Raw genomic sequence first — 17,844 nt, 5'->3', positions numbered from 1 at the left:
AAGGCGTCCCCTTTTTTCATGGAGGACTATATGCGTTTAGACAAATTACTGGCTAATATGGGCTACGGCTCGCGAAAAGAAGTGAAACTATTATTAAAGCAAAAAGCTGTAACAGTGGACGGTGTTACAGTGAAAGACTCAGCAATGCATGTCAATCCTGAAAAACAAAATGTTTCGGTATTTGGCGAGCGTGTGGAATATGTAGAGTTTATTTATTTAATGATGAATAAACCACCGGGTGTCATTTCAGCAACAGAAGACCGCTACGATCAAACGGTCATTGATTTACTGGATCCAGAGTATCAGCACTTTGAGCCATTCCCTGTCGGACGTTTAGATAAAGATACGGAAGGGCTGCTGCTCATTACAAATGACGGCAATTTAGCACATAATCTGCTTTCTCCTAAAAAGCATGTTCCGAAATGGTATTACGCCAAAATTGACGGAGTAGTAACGGAAGCCGATATCGAAGCCTTCGCACAAGGTGTAACATTGGAAGATGGTTATCATACAAAGCCTGGAGAATTAAAAATATTAGTGTCCGGCGAGCAATCGGAAATTGAGCTGATGATCCAAGAAGGGAAATTCCATCAAGTGAAGCGCATGTTTGAGGCGGTAGGCAAGAAGGTTACGTATTTAAAGCGTCTGTCAATGGGAACATTGAAGCTTGATGAAGAGTTGGCATTAGGTGAATACCGCGAGCTGACAGAACAGGAACTTGAGCTGTTAGCGACAAAATAATAAACAAAGGAAAAGCGAATGCCCCGACGAAAAGGCATTCGCTTCTTTTAGTTCTTGTGTCAAGAACTAAGTGAACGCTTGCTGACTCAGCAATGTTCATAATATTTCATGTGTAACTGATCGACACCTTACGTTATGTTGGGACAATTAGTCCTTTCTCACAAAATAAGAATCAGCCGCTTTCAAAATTCTAAGATGTCATTTTTACTTTTTTCTTCGTCGTTGTCCATTTACCCCGACTTGGACTCATTACCAAGTCATTGAAGGCTAACACATTCAAATCTCTTTGAATGGTGCGAGGAGTGATGTTAAACTCTTCGACTAAATCCTGTGTAGTCACTTCTCCTTTATTGAGGATAAACATATACACGTCTTTAATACGATTAAGCATTCTATCAGTAGTTGGCTTCATTTCTAAAAACCACTCCTTCGATCTTAAATTCTCATGGCATAAGACTAGCGGACGACAAAATATGTGCGGAGTGCACTTAGGCTTTAGTAGTTTGCCTTAGACATCCCCTTTTCTGAAAGTTTGGTCAGAATTGATGTTCTGACACATACATTATAGCGGAAAACCAAACAGATTTCCAGAAATGAGAGACGAAAAACACTATTTTTACAGAAAATTCATATATTTAATATTCCTAGAAATAGAGGATGCCGATTAAAGTCAAATGATTATTGTAATTTTAACAAGAAGGAGTACAATAACAATATTATAAAAATGAGGTGTAGTGATGGATTGGTTACAACTGGCTCAGGAAAGAAAAGAAGAGCTTATAAAAGAATTGCAGCAATTGATTCAAATAGAAAGTGTAAAAGATGAAAATAATTTTTCTGATATAATGCCTTTCGGTGCTGGTCCGAAAGCAGCATTGGAATTTATGCTTCAAAAAGGTGTGGAGCAAGGGATGACTACAAAAAACGTGGATCATATGGCCGGCCATATTGAAATGGGCCAAGGTGAAGAACTTGTCGGTGTGCTTTGCCATGTCGATGTTGTACCTGCCGGAGATGTCGCTAGTTGGACGTATCCTCCGTTTGAAGGGCAAGTGGCAGATGGAAAATTATTTGGTCGTGGTGCGATTGATGACAAAGGTCCAACAATGGCGGCTTGGCTGGCGATGAAACTGATTCACGATGCGAAAATCCCTTTGAAAAAACGAGTACGAATGATAATTGGTACAGATGAAGAAAGCGGTTTCCAATGCGTGACGCGCTACTTCGAAAAAGAAGAAATGCCGACAATTGGTTTTGCACCTGATGCAGACTTTCCGCTAATCAACGCTGAAAAAGGTATTGCCCATTTAACGTTTTCAAGTAAAGAAAAACGATCAAGCGATGAGCAATTACTGTCATTCTATGCAGGTAACCGAACAAATATGGTGCCGGATGAAGCAACTGCTACTTTAAAATATGCCGAAAAGAGCACAAATGAGAATTTTCTGAAATATTTAAAAGAAAATGACGTTGAAGGTACTTTCACTAAAAACGATAATGGGATTATAATTGTTTTGAAAGGTAAATCAGCCCATGCAATGGAACCGGAAAAAGGACGAAATGCAGCGGTTTATTTAGCGAAGTTTTTACAAAATGTTGTGACGACAAATCAGAGTAAGTCGTTTGTCGATTTTATTGTCCGTGTTTTTGACAACGATCATTACGGCACAGCATTGGACTTCCAATTTGAAGATGCGATGTCAGGACCGACAACATTAAATCCGGGAATCGTAACTTTTGATGAGCGCGGTTCGTCAATTGAAGTAAGTATGCGCTATTCCGTGACATATCCGTTTGAAGAAAAAATAACGAAAGTACAGGCATTATTACAGCATGAAGCTTTTACGTTAGATGTAGTGAGCAATTCAATCCCGCATTATGTAAGCGAGGAAGATGAATTGATACAAACATTGCTCCAAGTTTATCGCAAATACAGCAATGATTTCTCGAAGCCTCTTTCAACAGGCGGAGGGACATATGCGCGCGTCATGAAAAAAGGGGTCGCATTCGGCATGCTGTTCCCTGGTGAACAGGATGTTGCCCATCAGGCAGATGAATTTGTTGATATTGAAAACTTGATAAAAGCGACTGCCATTTATGCAGAAGCAATTGTAAATTTAGCAACTAACTAATTAAAAGGTGGTATTTGAGATGAGCTTTAGTTTATGGAATGATCAAATTGTAAAAAATGAAGAAGTGCTGGTAGACAAGGAAGACCGCGGTTACCAATTCGGTGACGGTGTATATGAAGTCGTGAAAGTATATAACGGGGAACTTTTCACAGCAACTGAACATATTGACCGTTTTTATGACAGTGCTGAAAAAATCCGTATTACGATTCCTTATACGAAAGATAAATTACACCAATTACTGCATCAACTGGTTGAGGCGAACAACATTGACACAGGTCATGTTTACTTCCAAATTACTCGTGGTGCCGGCCCTCGTAACCACATTTTCCCTGGTGATGATGTGAAACCGGTAATAACAGGGAATGCAAAAGAAAATCCACGCCCATTGGAAAACTTTGAAAAGGGTGTAAAGGCAACATTTGTGGAAGATATTCGCTGGCTGCGTTGTGATATTAAATCATTAAACTTGCTTGGCGCGGTTCTTGCAAAACAAGAAGCATATGAAAAAGGCTGCTATGAAGCGATTTTACACCGTGAAGAGATTGTTACAGAAGGTTCATCTTCAAACATTTACGGTATTAAAGATGGTGTGCTGTACACACACCCGGCCAATAACCTGATTTTAAACGGGATTACACGTCAAGTAATTATTAAATGTGCAGCGGAAATCGGACTTACTGTTAACGAACAGGCAATGACGAAAGAACAGCTGCTTGCAATGGAAGAAGTAATCGTTTCTTCAACGACATCAGAAGTAACACCAGTTATTGAAATTGACGGTACTGTGATCGGCAACGGCACACCGGGTGAATGGACACGTAAATTACAAGCACAATTCGAAACAAAAATTCCAAAAGGGATTAAAGCTTAATCTGGTACGATGTATTATTTTAGAAAGCTAAAATTTAATTTTTAACAAGTTGATTGGAATGGAAGGGAGGCGACTCCAGCGGGAATAGCGCGAGCCTGAGACTACAGGCTCAGGCCGTGCCCGCGGAAAGCGTCCGACCCGGAATGGAAATCAACTCCGATGGTTTGGGAAAGAATTATAATTACACAATTTAATAAAATAGCGCCTTGCTAATCGGCAAGGCGCTATTTTTTTGGGCAGATAACCTGTAAAATGTAATGTAATAAAAAATAGGAATGAACTTAGGGAGTAGATAAAATGGCTCAGTTAATAAAACTTCAAGATTATATTTCACGATATGAAATTGACTTGGCACGCTATCCGACGCAGTTTATTCGCTTAAAACAAAATCAGTGGGAGCGGATAAAGTATCAATGGCAGACTGGAGAAACAATCGAGCGTTGGGAACATATAGAGGAAGAGGTGAAGGAAGAGAAGAAAAAGTCGCTTTTCCAAAAACTTTTCCCTTTTAAAAAAGATGTACCGGAAGAAGAACAAGAAGATATCGAAAAAGTGACCATTTCCAATGAGTGGGCAACAGAGGGAGATTCGCATCAAGAAGAGGATACAACGCTAAATTTTGAACCGAATCTAGTCTACACGCCAAAAACATTGGAAGAACTAAAAAAAATGTTCATCGATCAGTTTTTTCATTTCCAAATGAAATGGGCGAGTTCGACATTACGTGAAAAATCTTATGTAGATCCAAAATTTATGCGCGATACATTATTGCGTTCCATGCTTCAAACATTACCGGACAATTACTTAGTATTCTATTATCCGATTTTACGAGTGAAAAAAGCGCCGATTGAGTTGGATATTATTATTATGACACCGACAGAATGTCTGTGCATTACGGTTTTGGAACAGGAAAGTCAGGCGGTCTATATCGCAAATAGCGAACGCTTCTGGTTAAAGAAGGACGGGAAAAATGAAAAAAAAGTGTTAAGCCCTTTAATTCAGTTAAACCGGATGGAAAAAGTTGTCGAACAGATTTTTCATCAGAACAATATTGAACTGCCGATCCGTAAAGTGTTGTTAACACGAAACGGCTATATTGATTATCCTGGAACAATGTATGGTATATCATTTGTGGATAAACGGAAATTTCCGGAATGGATGGCACAATTAAAGCATTCTGTTTCACCGATGAAGCATATGCAAATACGAGGTGCACAAGCAATTTTAAATACAGTTCAAACAACATCTTTTCATCGGGATATTTGGAATACGGAAAATAAGGAAGATTGATGAATGGAAGTACATTTTATAATTAATCCTTATGCAGGAAACGGGCAGGGGATTAAGCGTTGGCGTCAGTTTGAACAACAGTTGGCAATCCCGTATCAAAGCCATTTGACAAAATACGAAGGACATACACTGCTGCTGGCCAATGAACTTGCCGGACGAGCGACAAAGGAAAACCCGGTCTGTCTTATTGCTATTGGCGGGGATGGGACGATTCACGAAGTGCTGAATGGCGCAATACATTTAAAAAATGTTTATTTAGGGGCAGTTTCAGCAGGATCGGGTAATGATTTTGCCAGGGGATATCAAGCATTCAAAACGAGCAAACAGGTCGAGCAATTTATAAATACAGTAAATAGCTCCTCTCATGATTGTGGAGTAGTGAGACAAGGCGGAACAACTAAATACTTCATTAATAATTTTGGTGTTGGATTTGATGCATTAGTCGCGGGTATCGCTAACAGGTCCTCGCTGAAAAGGTCGCTTAATAAATGGAAACTGGGAAAGCTGAGCTATCCTTATTACGTCATTCATGCCGTTTAAGCTCACCATTTCCTGTGAAGGGAAAATTAAGCAATATCAAAATGTATGGTTTGTAACGGCCAGCAACCAGCCTTATTTTGGCGGGGGGATGAAGTTGTCTCCTAATTCTATTACATCCGATGGCCAGTTCGAATTGACAGTCGTCTCCAATTTGTCGAAATGGAAATTATTATTCCTTTTTGGGACTGTATTTTTAGGAAAGCATACTTTGTTGAAGGAAGTCGAGCAGTTTGCAGCAATGGAAGCAAAGTTGCTTTTTGATGAACCAGTCATGGCACATGCAGACGGTGAAACACAAAAACTAGTAACCGGTCAAAACAAAATTCAAATAACCGTTCAGAAAAAAGCATGGAATTTAGCAAAATAAAAGCAAAAGATGCTATTTTCCGTTATAATATGATGCAGCTACACAATAGAAAAGAGGATAAGTAAGTGAGATTAAAGCATAAACCATGGGCAGCGGAATATATTCAACAACATCCTGATGTAATTATTCCAAACCCGGAAGATTATAAAGGCAAGTGGACTGAAGCATTCGGCAACGACAACCCGATTCATATCGAAGTTGGTACGGGTAAAGGGCAATTCGTTTTAGGGATGGCACTGCAAAATCCGGAGATTAACTATATCGGTATTGAATTATTTGATAGTGTGATCGTTTGTGCCCTTGAAAAAATTGAAGCAGCGAACAAACCATCTAATTTACGTTTATTAAAAGTTGATGGTGCGAAGCTGGAAGAGTTTTTCGGAAAAGGGGATGTGGACCGTGTATATCTGAACTTCTCGGATCCATGGCCAAAAGTGCGCCATGCAAAACGTCGCCTAACACACGAAGGATTCCTGGAAATTTATGAGAACATTTTAGTTGATAACGGTGAAATCCATTTTAAAACGGATAACCGTGGTCTTTTTGAATATTCACTCGTAAGTATGAACGAGTATGGTATGGCATTAAACTATGTATCGCTGGACTTACATGCCAATATGCCGGAAGATAATATTATGACAGAATACGAGGAGAAATTCTCGAAGCTCGGTCAGCCAATATATCGACTAGAATGCCAATACAAGACGAAATAATTAACGATTTAGGGGGATGGAGAAATGGATCGATTTGAATTTCACAACATGACACTGACATGGTTACATGGGGGTGTTACAGCACTGGATGGCGGGGCTATGTTTGGGGTAGTGCCAAAAGCACTGTGGTCTCGTAAATATCCGGTAAATGAACTGAACCAGATTGAATTAGCATGTGAACCAATCTTAATTCAATACGAGGGGAAAAATTATTTAATCGATTCGGGTGTAGGTGCCGGTAAATTAAATGAAAAGCAGCTTCGCAATTTCGGCGTTTCCGAAGAATCAACAATTGAAAAAAGCTTAGCTGAAGCTGGATTAAAGCCAAGTGATATTGATGCAATTTTAATGACACATCTTCACTTTGATCATGCTGGCGGTTTAACGAAGTGGGAAGGGGACAAGCTTGTTCCAGTTTTCCCGAATGCAGTTATTCACACGACACAAATTGAATGGGATGAGATGCGCAATCCGAATATTCGTTCGAAAAATACGTATTGGAAAGAAAACTGGGAGCCTGTACAGCATTTAGTTTCAACATATGAAGGGGAGCTGGAAGTAGCTCCAGGCTTAAAAATGATCCATACGGGTGGTCATAGTGAAGGTCATGCGATTGTTCGCCTGGAGCAAAATGGGGAAGTAGCGCTACATATGGCGGATATTATGCCGACACATGCCCACCAAAATCCGCTTTGGGTATTGGCGTATGATGATTACCCGATGACAAGCGTATTTGCGAAAGAAAAGTTGATGAAAGAAGCACTTGAAAATGGCTACCGCTTTATTTTCTATCATGATGCGTATTACCGCATGATTCAATGGGATACAACAGGCAAAGAAGTAAAAGACAGCCTCGAACGTTCGAAACCGGCATTGATTAAGTAAAAACGAAAGCACCTGCATAGTTTACGATGCAGGTGCTTTTCTTATCGATTGTGTACTTTTAGCATACTTGTGTTCACAATGATTAAAGGTAAAGAAAATACTTTGATGTAAAGCAGAAAAAATGCGATGACAAAATCACGTCATCGCATCCTTAACATTATATTTGTTTAATATCTACAATGGCACCGGAACGGGCATCTGCTGCGAACTCGTAGTTCTCAAGCTCGCCGTTAATTGTACGAGAAATACCTCCACGATAGACCGGTGTTTCTGTAAAGCCATTACTGAAGTTTTCAGTTTTCATGTAAATCCAAGAACCATCAATTGGTGCATGCTTTTTAAATTCATCTTTAATGTTGGCTAAAATATGATCTGGATTCGCAAATGGTGCGACACGATTGCTCATTTCTTTAACAATGACAGCTGCTGCTATCCCTGTTACAACCCCTATTGTAAAGTCTTTTAAATTCATTTCAAAATACCTCCTCAAAATAGTGACTACCTATACTTTATCATATTCTGAAAATAGAGTAAAAATAATAGAAGGTTCGAAAGTCGAAATATTACTTGCAATTTGTGGTATAATGAAGGTAAATCTACATTTAGAGGTGTTGCAGAATGAATCAAGATACACTTGCTCTTTTTAAAACATTAACAGAATTGCCTGGTGCACCAGGGAATGAACGTGCAGTCCGAAATTTTATGCGCTCGGAATTAGCGAAATATTCTGATGAAGTTATTCAGGATAATTTAGGCGGCGTATTCGGCGTGCGTAAAGCTAAAGAAGAACAAGCGCCAAAAATTTTAGTCGCTGGCCATATGGATGAAGTCGCGTTTATGGTTACTTCCATTGCTGAAAACGGCATGATCCGTTTCCAAACACTTGGCGGCTGGTGGAACCAGGTAATGCTGGCACAACGCGTTACAGTTTATACGAAAGATCGTGAAATTCCGGGTGTTATTGCATCAATTCCGCCACACTTACTGACTGATGCGGAACGTTCGAAACCGATGGATATAAAAAATATGCTGATCGATATCGGAGCGGATTCAAAAGAAGATGCCAAGAATTTAGGTGTACGACCAGGTCAATCCATTATTCCGGTATGTCCTTTCACACCGATGGCCAACCCGAAAAAAATTATGGCGAAAGCCTGGGATAACCGTTACGGCTGTGGATTAGCAATTGAACTTTTAAAAGAGATTCATGGTCAGGAAGTGAAGAGCCATATTTATTCCGGAGCAAATGTTATGGAAGAGGTCGGTTTACGTGGAGCAGCGGTTTCATCGAATATGATCAAGCCTGATCTGTTTTTTGCATTGGATGCTTCCCCGGCGAACGATACATCGGGTGATAAAAATGAATTCGGTCAACTAGGTAAAGGGACATTACTCCGAATCCTGGACCGTTCAATGGTTACACACCGAGGTATGCGTGAATTCGTGCTGGATACAGCAGAATCAAACAATATTCCATACCAATATTTCGTTTCTCAAGGTGGTACAGATGCAGGACGTGTGCACACACAAAATGACGGAATTCCATCGGCAGTAATCGGGGTTTGCTCACGATATATTCACACTTCTGCTTCGATTATTCATGTAGATGACTATGCAGCGGCGAAAGAACTGCTAGTGAAATTAATCCAAAGTGCAGACCGTTCTACAATCGAATCTATTCGCGCAAACGTATAAAAAAAGTCAATATTATATTATAATACAAGGATGCGAACTTATCGCATTCTTGTTTTTTAGTTGCGGACAATAGGTTAACGTGACTTACATAAAAATCGGTAAACCAGTTTTTATAGGTATAGACCGTTTAAAAAATGAACAGCTTGGAGATGAAATAATGAAAGTAGCAGTCGGATCGAAAAATAAAGCAAAATTAGGTGCCGTTGAAGCAATTGTTAAACAGTATTTCCCGGAAGCGGCAATAGAAAATATGGATGTACCTTCTGATGTGTCGATTCAGCCATTCTCAAATGAAGAAACAAGACAGGGTGCAATCAATCGTGCACGTCATACGATGATGCTGACAAATGCTGATATAACATTTGGACTTGAAGGCGGCGTCGATGAAATTGAAGGAACAATGTATTGCTGTAATTGGGGGGCGGCTGTTTTAAAGGATGGCACAGTCATAGCCAGCTCAGGAGCACAATTTGCCTTACCTGAAGAAATTGCACAGGAGCTTCGTATGGGAAAGGAACTTGGACCAGTGATGGACGTCTATACAAATAGCGAAAATATTCGTCATCATCAAGGGGCAGTGGGTATTTTTTCAAATAATCTGATTGACCGAAAAGAAATGTTTGAACACATTGTTAAGTTATTAGTTGGCCAAATACTGTATAAAATGAATAAAGATCAAAAGGACCAGATATAGAGCACATTTGTTGCATTACGGCTTGAAAAATATTTATGATACGATTGAACGTTTGAAAGAGAGGGAAAACAATGAGTCGTAAATGGATACATGCGTTTTTGCTTACTTCACTTGTTGTTATATTATCAGCATGTAGTCAAACAGTCGAAGAACAGGCACAAGCAGGGATGGAAAATGCTGAAACAATATTTAGCAGCGAACCGAATAAAGCAAACAAAACGATTGGACATATAGAGTTATACTTACCAAATGGATATAGTATTGAAAAAGGAATCGATGAATTGAATTATACGATTCTGAACGGTAAAGATTCCTATATACTATTCGTCAATCAAAACGAACCGGAAGACAGTCAGTTACAGTATGATCTATTAAAGCAGGAAAATAAAAATGAAATCGTTGAAGAGAAAACATTCGATGCGGCTGGCCAATTCGGATTTTCTGCTGTCACAAAATTTCCTGAAGAAAAGTATGAGCTGATTGTTAATTTAGGCGGCGTAAAGCTGTCGACTATTTCCGTGGATAAGAAGATTGACGATAAAATCCAGGAAATGATGGAAATTGTAAAAACAGTGAAAGTGATTGATTAGTTGAAGCATTGTACAAGCATTGAGTAAAGTAATCACATGGCTTTTTTGTTACAATAGAAGAAGTAAACGGAACGGTTCACATTTGTGAGCCGTTTTTGATTAGATAAAGGAGTGGTTGAATGGAATCGAAACAGTTAGTAGCTGAACTGAAGACTAAATTAGGTGAGGCAAACTTTACATTCACATTCGATGAAAAGCATGACAAATTACGTCTTGAACATAAAAAAATCGGACGAGGGATGGATATCTCTTTACCCGAAATTTTAACGAAGTACGAAACGAAAAAACAGCAGGCAATTGATGAAGTGATTTATACAATTGAGCAAACGTTTTTAGCGATGCAACGGGAAGAAGAAAAGGGCTTTGGCGGACTTGCTTCTGTTTATCCGATCATCCGCTCAACGTCCTTCCCTAAAAAGTCAAATGATGGACATGCATTTGTCATGACAGACCATACGGCGGAAACACGTATTTATTATGCACTCGATCTAGGCACAACTTATCGTTTAATTGATGAATCAATGTTGCCGAAATTAAACGTAACAGAAGAGCATATACGCGAAGCAGCCCGTTTTTCTGTGAAAAAATTGCCGACTTCTGTAAAACGGGATGAAGTTTCAGGCAATATTTATTACTTTTTAAATCAGAATGACGGTTATGATGCAAGCCGAATACTAAATGAAAGCTTTTTAAAGGAAATGGAAAGCCAAATTGAAGGCGAAATGACGGTATCTGTCCCACACCAGGATGTATTAATTATTGGTGATATTCGGAATGAAGTAGGGTATGATGTATTAGCGCAGATGACGATGCATTTCTTTACAGTTGGCGCGGTTCCAATTACGAGCTTGTCATTTGTATATGAAAACGGTCATTTAGAACCGATATTTATTTTAGCGAAAAACAAAGTAAAAAAGGAGCAAGAAGAAAAATGAAAGTAGCTTACAACAAAGCACATGTAGGAGATGTCCTACTAGTTCAATTAGCAATGGAGCCAATCGTAAAAACAGCGATGGATCTCGCTGGCGATGTAGCCATCCTAAAAGAAGAAACAACTGGTGAAGTGAAAGCATTCAACCTTTTTAATGCAAGCAAATACGTAGAACTGGATGTTGCAGGGAATGTAGAAGTAACACCGGAACTTGTAGATAAATTAGAAGCGGCTTTACAAGCAAATGGCGCAGAAATTTCTTTAGAAGTAGATTTTTCTCCAAAATTTGTAGTCGGCTATGTTGAATCAAAAGAAAAGCATCCAAATGCAGATAAACTAAGTGTTTGTAAAGTGAACGTTGGGGATGAAACATTACAAATCGTATGTGGCGCACCGAATGTAGATGCAGGCCAAAAAGTAGTTGTCGCAAAAGTTGGTGCTGTGATGCCTTCTGGTTTGTTGATCAAAGAAGGAAACTTACGTGGTGAAGATTCATTCGGGATGCTTTGCTCTGCACGTGAACTGGCAATTCCAGGCGCACCGGAAGTAAAAGGTATTTTAGTACTGGATGATTCTGCAGAAGTAGGAAGCCCATTTGAGGTTTCAACTCGTTAATTAGTACGAAAAGTTAGTATGTTGAGCTGAGTCTCTCATACTAACTTTTTTTTATCCTTAAAAATATCAGCGACAAAGCGCATTTACCCGGCAAATATGATATGCTTTTGAGGTGTATATTATTTATATACTGTATTTAATATAAGAAATAAAGACCGTCTCAAATAGTGGAATTTGTACGGCAATGTTTTTAAGGAAAGAAGTGGTTAATTATGAGTTGGATTAAAAATAAATTTAATAAACTATTTAAAATGGATCCAGATGAAGAATATGATGATTATGAAGAGTATTCCCAACTGGATGATATAAACCAATCAAAACAAACTGAGGCGCAGCAAAATTATCAGGAAGAAAAAGAAGCACCGAAAAAAGCATTCCGATTCCCTTTAATAGAAGATGATTATGAGGAAACAGCGAATCAAGAAAATGAGCAGAGACAAACAACGCGATTTTATGATGATGACAAGGAAAAATTGACATTACCAAATTATTTGCAAAAGCATACAGTACAGGAAGTATATGATGTCGAAGTATCTGGTATACGAGATTTACTGGAACGCCGCCGTAAAGGGAAAGGTCAAACAAATGTTGTGCACACAAGAGATCCTGTTCGTCGCTTGCCAAATTTAAAAGAAGAACGGGAAGCAATACGCCATAATAAGCCTGTACGAGCGGAGAGATTGGAAAACAAAGAAATTCTAAAACCGATCGAAATTAGGAAACGTTTTATTCCTACCGATGTTCCGTCCCCTGTACACGGTTTTAAAAAGCCGTCATCGATTGAAACATTAATCGAAAAACAGCAGGAAGAAAAGCTTAAAAATAAGGAACAGCAACATTCATCAATAATTGAATCTGTGCAGAATGAAACGCCAGAACATTTGGTCGAACCAGTTGCTGTACCATCACCAGATGAAGATCAACAGACAGTAATAGAGCAGCAGGAACATGTAATACACGAGTCTTCTTCAGCAGTTGAGATTCCACAAACAGAACCAGTTGAATCAGAAACAGAACCTGAGCTTGAGCATGAAGAAGTGGTTTTAGTCGAAAAGGATGAACCAACTGAGGTAGACCAACAACCAATGGAAGAAACGATACTTGAGCAACAGAACGAAGCAGTGACTGACATAGGAAATGAACAGGAAGATACTGTAAAAGTTGACACACCTGTTGCAGAAACAATCAATGATGTACAAGTGAAGCATGTGACGATTGAAAACTCGACGATTCACATTGGACAATTGAATGTAGAGCAAATGCCACCATCTGAGGAAGCGACTATCATTGAGCAAAATAAGGAAAAAGCGGACATAGTACAGCCGATCAGCACAAGAAGCCGTGTTCCTTTTAATGTGGTAATGCTGAAGTCAGATAAGCAAAAATTAATGACGAAGCAATTTGTCGAGCAGCAACTTAGTCTACAAAGTAAAAAAAATAAAGAAGACGAAGTTAAGCGAGAAGAGAGTGTAAATACGTTTGAAGAGCCAAATGAAGCTTTTACTGAACGAGAAAATTTTGTGCAACATGAAAACGATGTTGAAGTGGAAACTTTTTATCAAGATACTCAAACAACTCAGAATGATGCACGGGAAGCACATGAAAATGATCAAGTCATTACTTTTAACGAGCAAGTCGTAAAGCATGAACCAAACAGTCAGCTTGAAGAGGGAACGATGAGGAATTCTACTTCTACATCAATTGGATTGCTGGAACGTGAATCCGTTGTACCGGCACAAGAAGATGAACTTTTAGAAGTTGCTGCAACTACGGAAGCGATAGTGGAAGAAGTTCCAGAAACATTGGATATTCAAGGAGTACCCGAAATTCAAGAAGTGACCGTACTTCCTTTAGTTAATGAAGAGGAAGATCCGATTGTTGAAGAAACGTCAGACATAAAAGAATCTACTTCACAAGAATTGGCAGTGGATGAAGCGGAAACTTTAATAGAAGCACCTCCAGTTAAAAGAATACCTTATGTAAAACCACCTCTTGAATATTTAGTACCACCGGAGGAAATGGTAGAAGACCGTGACTGGATGGATGAGCAAGGCGAAAATTTAGTGGAAGCACTATCGCATTTCCAGGTTCAGGCACAAATTGAATCGATCGTACAAGGACCTGCTGTTACGCAATTCGAAATTACGGTAGGGCACGGGACGAAAGTAAGTAAAGTCCGCAATTTAACGGATGATATTAAATTGGCATTGGCTGCAAAAGATATTCGTATTGATGCGCCAATTCCGGGGAAACGTTCAATCGGTATTGAAATTCCAAACCGGATTTCGCGTTCGGTCCGTCTTTCTGAAGTGACAGAATCAGCATCGTTTAAAGATTCTGATTCTCCATTAGAGGCGGCACTGGGCTTGGACTTAACAGGGAAGCCTGTCACAATCGACTTACGGAAAATGCCGCATGGTTTAATTGCCGGAGCGACAGGATCGGGTAAATCGGTATGTATTAACTCGATTTTAGTCAGCCTGCTTTATAAAGCAAATCCGAATGAATTAAAGCTAATGCTGATTGACCCGAAAATGGTGGAACTGGCTCCATTTAACCATATTCCGCATTTAGTCAGCCCTGTTATTACAGATGTTAAAGCGGCTACCGCAGCATTAAAGTGGGCAGTAGAAGAAATGGAAAGACGTTATGAGTTATTTATGCACAGCGGTGCACGTAAAATAGAAGCATATAATAAAATGTGTGATGCAAATGGTATGTATGCACAGAAGCTACCATACTTATTGATTGTCATCGATGAGTTGGCAGATTTAATGATGATGTCTCCACAAGATGTGGAAGATAGCATTGTGCGAATTACGCAAAAGGCCCGTGCTGCAGGAATTCATTTGATTGTTGCTACACAGCGCCCTTCTGTAGATGTTATTACAGGCCTGATAAAATCAAATATTCCAACGCGTATCGCCTTTTCTGTATCATCGCAAATCGACTCTCGTACAATATTGGATTCGCAGGGCGCAGAACGATTGCTTGGTCGCGGAGATATGCTATATTTAGGAAATGGAATGTCGGCTCCAACCCGTATTCAAGGTACATTTGTTACAGATGACGAAATCGAAGAAATTATCGAGTATGTACGTGAACAAGGAGAGCCACAATATATTTTTAAACAGGAAGAATTATTAAAACGCTCAGAAACAATAGAGGAACAAGATGAGTTGTTTGAAGAGGCATGCCGATTTGTGTTTGAACAAGGCTCAGCATCGACATCACTTTTACAACGCCGTTATCATATTGGCTATAATCGAGCAGCTAGATTAATCGATATGTTAGAGCGACATGGTTATGTTTCAGAACCAAAAGGAAGCAAACCGAGAGATGTATATATTACAGAAGAAGAGCTGTTTGAGCAATTTGGAGGCTAAAGAACTAGGTAATTGGACAAATGAAAAAATTTGAATTGTCGTTCAATTATCGTAACGTGTATTTAGTGCTATAATGTAGGCATACTTTGAAACAATAAAATTGATAATTCAATGGGGTCTTCGTATCCTAGGAGGGTTTTATAAATAATGACACGCTATCATTTTACCGGTATTAAAGGTTCAGGCATGAGTTCCCTGGCGCAAATCCTATTTGATGCAGGAGAACAAGTTCAAGGTTCCGACTATGAAACATATTATTTCACGGAGCAACCATTACGTGACCGAGGAATAGAAATTTTAAATTTTGATGAAAACAATATTAAAGAAGGTTTAACAGTTATTGCAGGGAATGCATTTAATGATGATCATCCAGAATTAGTGCGTGCACGGGAGCTAGGTGTTGAAGTCATTCGCTATCATAAGTTTTTAGGCGAGTACAGCAATCGCTATACTTCAATTGCCATTACAGGTGCACATGGTAAAACGTCTACGACTGGTTTAATGAGCCATGTTGTAGGCGGTTATATGCCGACATCTTATTTAATCGGTGATGGTACTGGTTCAGGTAAAGAAGATGCTTCCTATTTTGTTATGGAAGCATGTGAATACCGTCGCCACTTTTTAGCGTATCATCCGGACTATGCAATCATGACGAATATCGATTTTGATCACCCGGATTATTTCACGAGCATTGATGATGTATATGATGCTTTCCAACAGCTGGCTTTACAAGTGAATAAAGCAATTATTGCCTGCGGGGATGATGAACAGCTTCAGAAAATTCAAGCCAATGTACCAGTGGTTTATTATGGTTTTGATCCTGCAAATGATTTTTCTGCGCGTAATATTGTTAAAACATCGGAAGGAACGGAATTTGATGTTTATGTACGTAATGAGTTTTACAGTAAATTCTTTATTCCGTTATTCGGTGACCATACGATTTTAAACACGTTGGCGGTAATTTCACTGTGTCATTATGAAGGAGTTCCGGCAAAGCTGATCCAAGAACGCCTAAATACGTATGGCGGGGTAAAACGTCGCTTTACTGAAACGAAAGTTGGCAATGCGATCTTAGTGGATGATTATGCACACCACCCGACAGAAATTGCGGCAACTTTGCAATCAGCTCGACAAAAATATCCTGAGCGTGAAGTTGTAGCGGTATTCCAGCCACATACGTTTACTCGAACTAAAGCATTTTTACAAAACTTTGCGGATAGTTTGAGCGGTGCCGACGCAGCCTATTTATGTGATATTTTTGGTTCTGCACGCGAAAAGCAAGGAGAGCTTACGATTAATGATTTAGCTAACTTAATTGATGGCTGTACTGTTTTAACAATTGAAACAGTAGATCAACTTAAAAAACATGAAAATGCCGTGTTCCTGTTTATGGGAGCGGGAGATGTTCATAAATATCAAGATGCATTTGAAGCAATTTTGAATTAATTGAAAAACAGCTTAACCTGGAAGTAGAAGGATAAGCTGTTTTTCCATACATAAAATGAACTTTAATCAGTAGGGGTTTCTTCAACCCCTATTGATTGTTAGTTTCACCAATCTTGCATTTCCCTAGCCTTTTTACCCTGATAAACACTAGAGGCGGAAGTCTTACTTCACGTTAATGCGGGATAAATGTTGGAACTTCTATTCATTAAGGGTTTTATTCATCAAGAGATTGGGGAATATGAAAGCATGGACAAAATGGTCATTCGCCTTTAGTGAATAAATAAATAACAAATTAGAAGTATTCACGTATGAAAAGCTTGAATTTCATGAGGTTTTAGCGAAAAAAATGCTTTTCTAGGAAAAGGATTGTCGCAATTTTTGTCGAATGTATTAATTGGAACTAGATAGAGGAGGTTATTTTTGATGGAAGTATTACTTTATATTGCGGCATTAGTGGCTGCAATCGGATTTTTAGTCCTATGTGTAAGTATTGGTATGACATTGTTTTCTGTTAAGAATACTTTAAATTCGATTGCGGGAACAGTTGCTGGTATCGAAGGACAAATGGAAGGCATTACACGTGAGACGACGAGCCTGCTTACAAAAACAAACGCATTGGCAGATGATATTTCAGATAAATCGGAGAAGTTAAATTCAGTAATGCATGCTGTAAAAGGTGTTGGCGATTCTGTTAATAACTTGAATTCATCCGTTCAACGCATTACAACATCGATTTCAACAGAAGTGCATAAAAATGAAGATAAAATTGCGCAAGTCGTTCAATGGAGTAATGTAGCGATGGGGATTGCAGATCAATGGCGTCAGCGCAAGCCGATTAATGAAGAAGATGTAATTTATACAAGTACTAAAACAAATGAAACACCACCAAGTTTAGGTGGAAAGTCGAAATTTGGTTTCTTAAAACGTAAGTAATGGGAAAATGACACT

Annotated in this window: 18 protein-coding genes; 16 read left to right on the top strand and 2 right to left on the bottom strand. The window is 39.0% G+C overall.

Features of this window, described 5'->3' with window-relative positions:
- Nucleotides 1-30 precede the first annotated feature (30 nt).
- Nucleotides 31-741 (top strand): pseudouridine synthase, encoded by a 711-nt coding sequence (locus MKY07_RS14195; protein WP_008408194.1) that lies wholly within the window; start codon nucleotides 31-33, stop codon nucleotides 739-741.
- 190 nt (nucleotides 742-931) lie between these two features.
- On the opposite strand, the gene MKY07_RS14190 is transcribed toward MKY07_RS14195, so the two are convergent.
- Complete coding sequence (locus tag MKY07_RS14190; RefSeq protein ID WP_008408196.1) at nucleotides 932-1,153, bottom strand: DeoR family transcriptional regulator; 222 nt, start codon at nucleotides 1,151-1,153, stop codon at nucleotides 932-934.
- A gap of 325 nt (nucleotides 1,154-1,478) precedes the next feature.
- On the opposite strand from MKY07_RS14190, the gene pepV reads away from it, so the two are divergent.
- The 7 genes from pepV to MKY07_RS14155 all read left to right on the top strand — a co-directional run bounded on the left by pepV (nucleotide 1,479) and on the right by MKY07_RS14155 (nucleotide 7,539).
- Nucleotides 1,479-2,873 (top strand): dipeptidase PepV, encoded by a 1,395-nt coding sequence (gene pepV, locus MKY07_RS14185; RefSeq protein ID WP_065215481.1) that lies wholly within the window; start codon nucleotides 1,479-1,481, stop codon nucleotides 2,871-2,873.
- Between the two features lie 19 nt (nucleotides 2,874-2,892).
- Nucleotides 2,893-3,744: a D-amino-acid transaminase gene (gene dat / locus MKY07_RS14180; protein ID WP_065215482.1), complete on the top strand. Its 852-nt coding sequence runs from the start codon at nucleotides 2,893-2,895 to the stop codon at nucleotides 3,742-3,744.
- 297 nt (nucleotides 3,745-4,041) lie between these two features.
- Nucleotides 4,042-5,034, top strand: a complete 993-nt coding sequence (locus tag MKY07_RS14175) for a nuclease-related domain-containing protein (protein ID WP_339262779.1) — start codon at nucleotides 4,042-4,044, stop codon at nucleotides 5,032-5,034.
- Nucleotides 5,035-5,037: 3 nt separating this feature from the next.
- Nucleotides 5,038-5,574 carry a diacylglycerol kinase family protein gene (locus MKY07_RS14170; RefSeq protein WP_339262778.1) on the top strand — a complete coding sequence of 179 codons (537 nt, stop codon included), beginning with the start codon at nucleotides 5,038-5,040 and terminating at the stop codon, nucleotides 5,572-5,574.
- Nucleotides 5,564-5,941, top strand: a complete 378-nt coding sequence (locus tag MKY07_RS14165; protein WP_339262776.1) for a hypothetical protein — start codon at nucleotides 5,564-5,566, stop codon at nucleotides 5,939-5,941. The genes MKY07_RS14170 and MKY07_RS14165 overlap by 11 nt, the downstream gene beginning before the upstream one ends.
- A 65-nt stretch (nucleotides 5,942-6,006) precedes the next feature.
- A complete protein-coding gene (gene trmB, locus MKY07_RS14160) occupies nucleotides 6,007-6,654 on the top strand; it encodes a tRNA (guanosine(46)-N7)-methyltransferase TrmB (protein ID WP_339262774.1) in 648 nt (215 codons plus the stop codon).
- A gap of 24 nt (nucleotides 6,655-6,678) precedes the next feature.
- Nucleotides 6,679-7,539, top strand: coding sequence for an MBL fold metallo-hydrolase (locus MKY07_RS14155; protein WP_008408207.1), 861 nt, complete (start codon nucleotides 6,679-6,681; stop codon nucleotides 7,537-7,539).
- Nucleotides 7,540-7,696: 157 nt separating this feature from the next.
- Here the strand turns inward: MKY07_RS14155 and MKY07_RS14150 are convergent, their stop codons facing one another.
- Nucleotides 7,697-8,011, bottom strand: coding sequence for a hypothetical protein (locus tag MKY07_RS14150; protein WP_008408209.1), 315 nt, complete (start codon nucleotides 8,009-8,011; stop codon nucleotides 7,697-7,699).
- Between the two features lie 146 nt (nucleotides 8,012-8,157).
- On the opposite strand from MKY07_RS14150, the gene MKY07_RS14145 reads away from it, so the two are divergent.
- From MKY07_RS14145 to MKY07_RS14110, 8 genes are all read left to right on the top strand, one after another.
- A complete protein-coding gene (locus MKY07_RS14145; protein WP_339262771.1) occupies nucleotides 8,158-9,234 on the top strand; it encodes a M42 family metallopeptidase in 1,077 nt (358 codons plus the stop codon).
- A gap of 79 nt (nucleotides 9,235-9,313) precedes the next feature.
- Nucleotides 9,314-9,928: a DUF84 family protein gene (locus MKY07_RS14140; RefSeq protein ID WP_339262769.1), complete on the top strand. Its 615-nt coding sequence runs from the start codon at nucleotides 9,314-9,316 to the stop codon at nucleotides 9,926-9,928.
- Nucleotides 9,929-9,999: 71 nt separating this feature from the next.
- Nucleotides 10,000-10,518, top strand: a complete 519-nt coding sequence (locus MKY07_RS14135) for a hypothetical protein (RefSeq protein WP_008408212.1) — start codon at nucleotides 10,000-10,002, stop codon at nucleotides 10,516-10,518.
- A 119-nt stretch (nucleotides 10,519-10,637) separates the two neighbouring features.
- Nucleotides 10,638-11,453: a DUF1444 domain-containing protein gene (locus tag MKY07_RS14130; protein WP_008408213.1), complete on the top strand. Its 816-nt coding sequence runs from the start codon at nucleotides 10,638-10,640 to the stop codon at nucleotides 11,451-11,453.
- Complete coding sequence (gene ytpR / locus MKY07_RS14125) at nucleotides 11,450-12,064, top strand: YtpR family tRNA-binding protein (protein WP_339262766.1); 615 nt, start codon at nucleotides 11,450-11,452, stop codon at nucleotides 12,062-12,064. The genes MKY07_RS14130 and ytpR overlap by 4 nt, the downstream gene beginning before the upstream one ends.
- A gap of 212 nt (nucleotides 12,065-12,276) precedes the next feature.
- Entirely contained in the window at nucleotides 12,277-15,450 is a 3,174-nt protein-coding gene (locus tag MKY07_RS14120) for a DNA translocase FtsK (protein WP_339262765.1), read from the top strand.
- A gap of 147 nt (nucleotides 15,451-15,597) precedes the next feature.
- The gene (murC, locus tag MKY07_RS14115; protein ID WP_065215490.1) at nucleotides 15,598-16,896 is read left to right on the top strand and encodes a UDP-N-acetylmuramate--L-alanine ligase; all 1,299 of its coding nucleotides are present in this window, start codon (nucleotides 15,598-15,600) and stop codon (nucleotides 16,894-16,896) included.
- A 423-nt stretch (nucleotides 16,897-17,319) separates the two neighbouring features.
- Entirely contained in the window at nucleotides 17,320-17,829 is a 510-nt protein-coding gene (locus tag MKY07_RS14110) for a DUF948 domain-containing protein (protein ID WP_008408228.1), read from the top strand.
- The last annotated feature ends 15 nt before the right edge of the window (nucleotides 17,830-17,844 follow it).

The organism is Solibacillus sp. FSL W7-1472 (assembly GCF_037969775.1).
GTDB classification, from domain to species: Bacteria; Bacillota; Bacilli; order Bacillales_A; family Planococcaceae; genus Solibacillus; species Solibacillus silvestris.
The sequence above is the reverse complement of the archived record's forward strand: the minus strand, read 5'-3'. Positions and strand labels throughout refer to the sequence as shown.

Bases quoted from the DNA above. Each gene is read 5' to 3' on its own strand.
- MKY07_RS14195 (WP_008408194.1), top strand. From the start codon at position 31: ATGCGTTTAGACAAATTACTGGCTAATATGGGCTACGGCTCGCGAAAA.
- MKY07_RS14190 (WP_008408196.1), bottom strand. From the start codon at position 1,153: ATGAAGCCAACTACTGATAGAATGCTTAATCGTATTAAAGACGTGTAT.
- pepV (WP_065215481.1), top strand. From the start codon at position 1,479: ATGGATTGGTTACAACTGGCTCAGGAAAGAAAAGAAGAGCTTATAAAA.
- dat (WP_065215482.1), top strand. From the start codon at position 2,893: ATGAGCTTTAGTTTATGGAATGATCAAATTGTAAAAAATGAAGAAGTG.
- MKY07_RS14175 (WP_339262779.1), top strand. From the start codon at position 4,042: ATGGCTCAGTTAATAAAACTTCAAGATTATATTTCACGATATGAAATT.
- MKY07_RS14170 (WP_339262778.1), top strand. From the start codon at position 5,038: ATGGAAGTACATTTTATAATTAATCCTTATGCAGGAAACGGGCAGGGG.
- MKY07_RS14165 (WP_339262776.1), top strand. From the start codon at position 5,564: ATGCCGTTTAAGCTCACCATTTCCTGTGAAGGGAAAATTAAGCAATAT.
- MKY07_RS14155 (WP_008408207.1), top strand. From the start codon at position 6,679: ATGGATCGATTTGAATTTCACAACATGACACTGACATGGTTACATGGG.
- MKY07_RS14150 (WP_008408209.1), bottom strand. From the start codon at position 8,011: ATGAATTTAAAAGACTTTACAATAGGGGTTGTAACAGGGATAGCAGCA.
- MKY07_RS14145 (WP_339262771.1), top strand. From the start codon at position 8,158: ATGAATCAAGATACACTTGCTCTTTTTAAAACATTAACAGAATTGCCT.
- MKY07_RS14135 (WP_008408212.1), top strand. From the start codon at position 10,000: ATGAGTCGTAAATGGATACATGCGTTTTTGCTTACTTCACTTGTTGTT.
- MKY07_RS14130 (WP_008408213.1), top strand. From the start codon at position 10,638: ATGGAATCGAAACAGTTAGTAGCTGAACTGAAGACTAAATTAGGTGAG.
- ytpR (WP_339262766.1), top strand. From the start codon at position 11,450: ATGAAAGTAGCTTACAACAAAGCACATGTAGGAGATGTCCTACTAGTT.
- MKY07_RS14120 (WP_339262765.1), top strand. From the start codon at position 12,277: ATGAGTTGGATTAAAAATAAATTTAATAAACTATTTAAAATGGATCCA.
- murC (WP_065215490.1), top strand. From the start codon at position 15,598: ATGACACGCTATCATTTTACCGGTATTAAAGGTTCAGGCATGAGTTCC.
- MKY07_RS14110 (WP_008408228.1), top strand. From the start codon at position 17,320: ATGGAAGTATTACTTTATATTGCGGCATTAGTGGCTGCAATCGGATTT.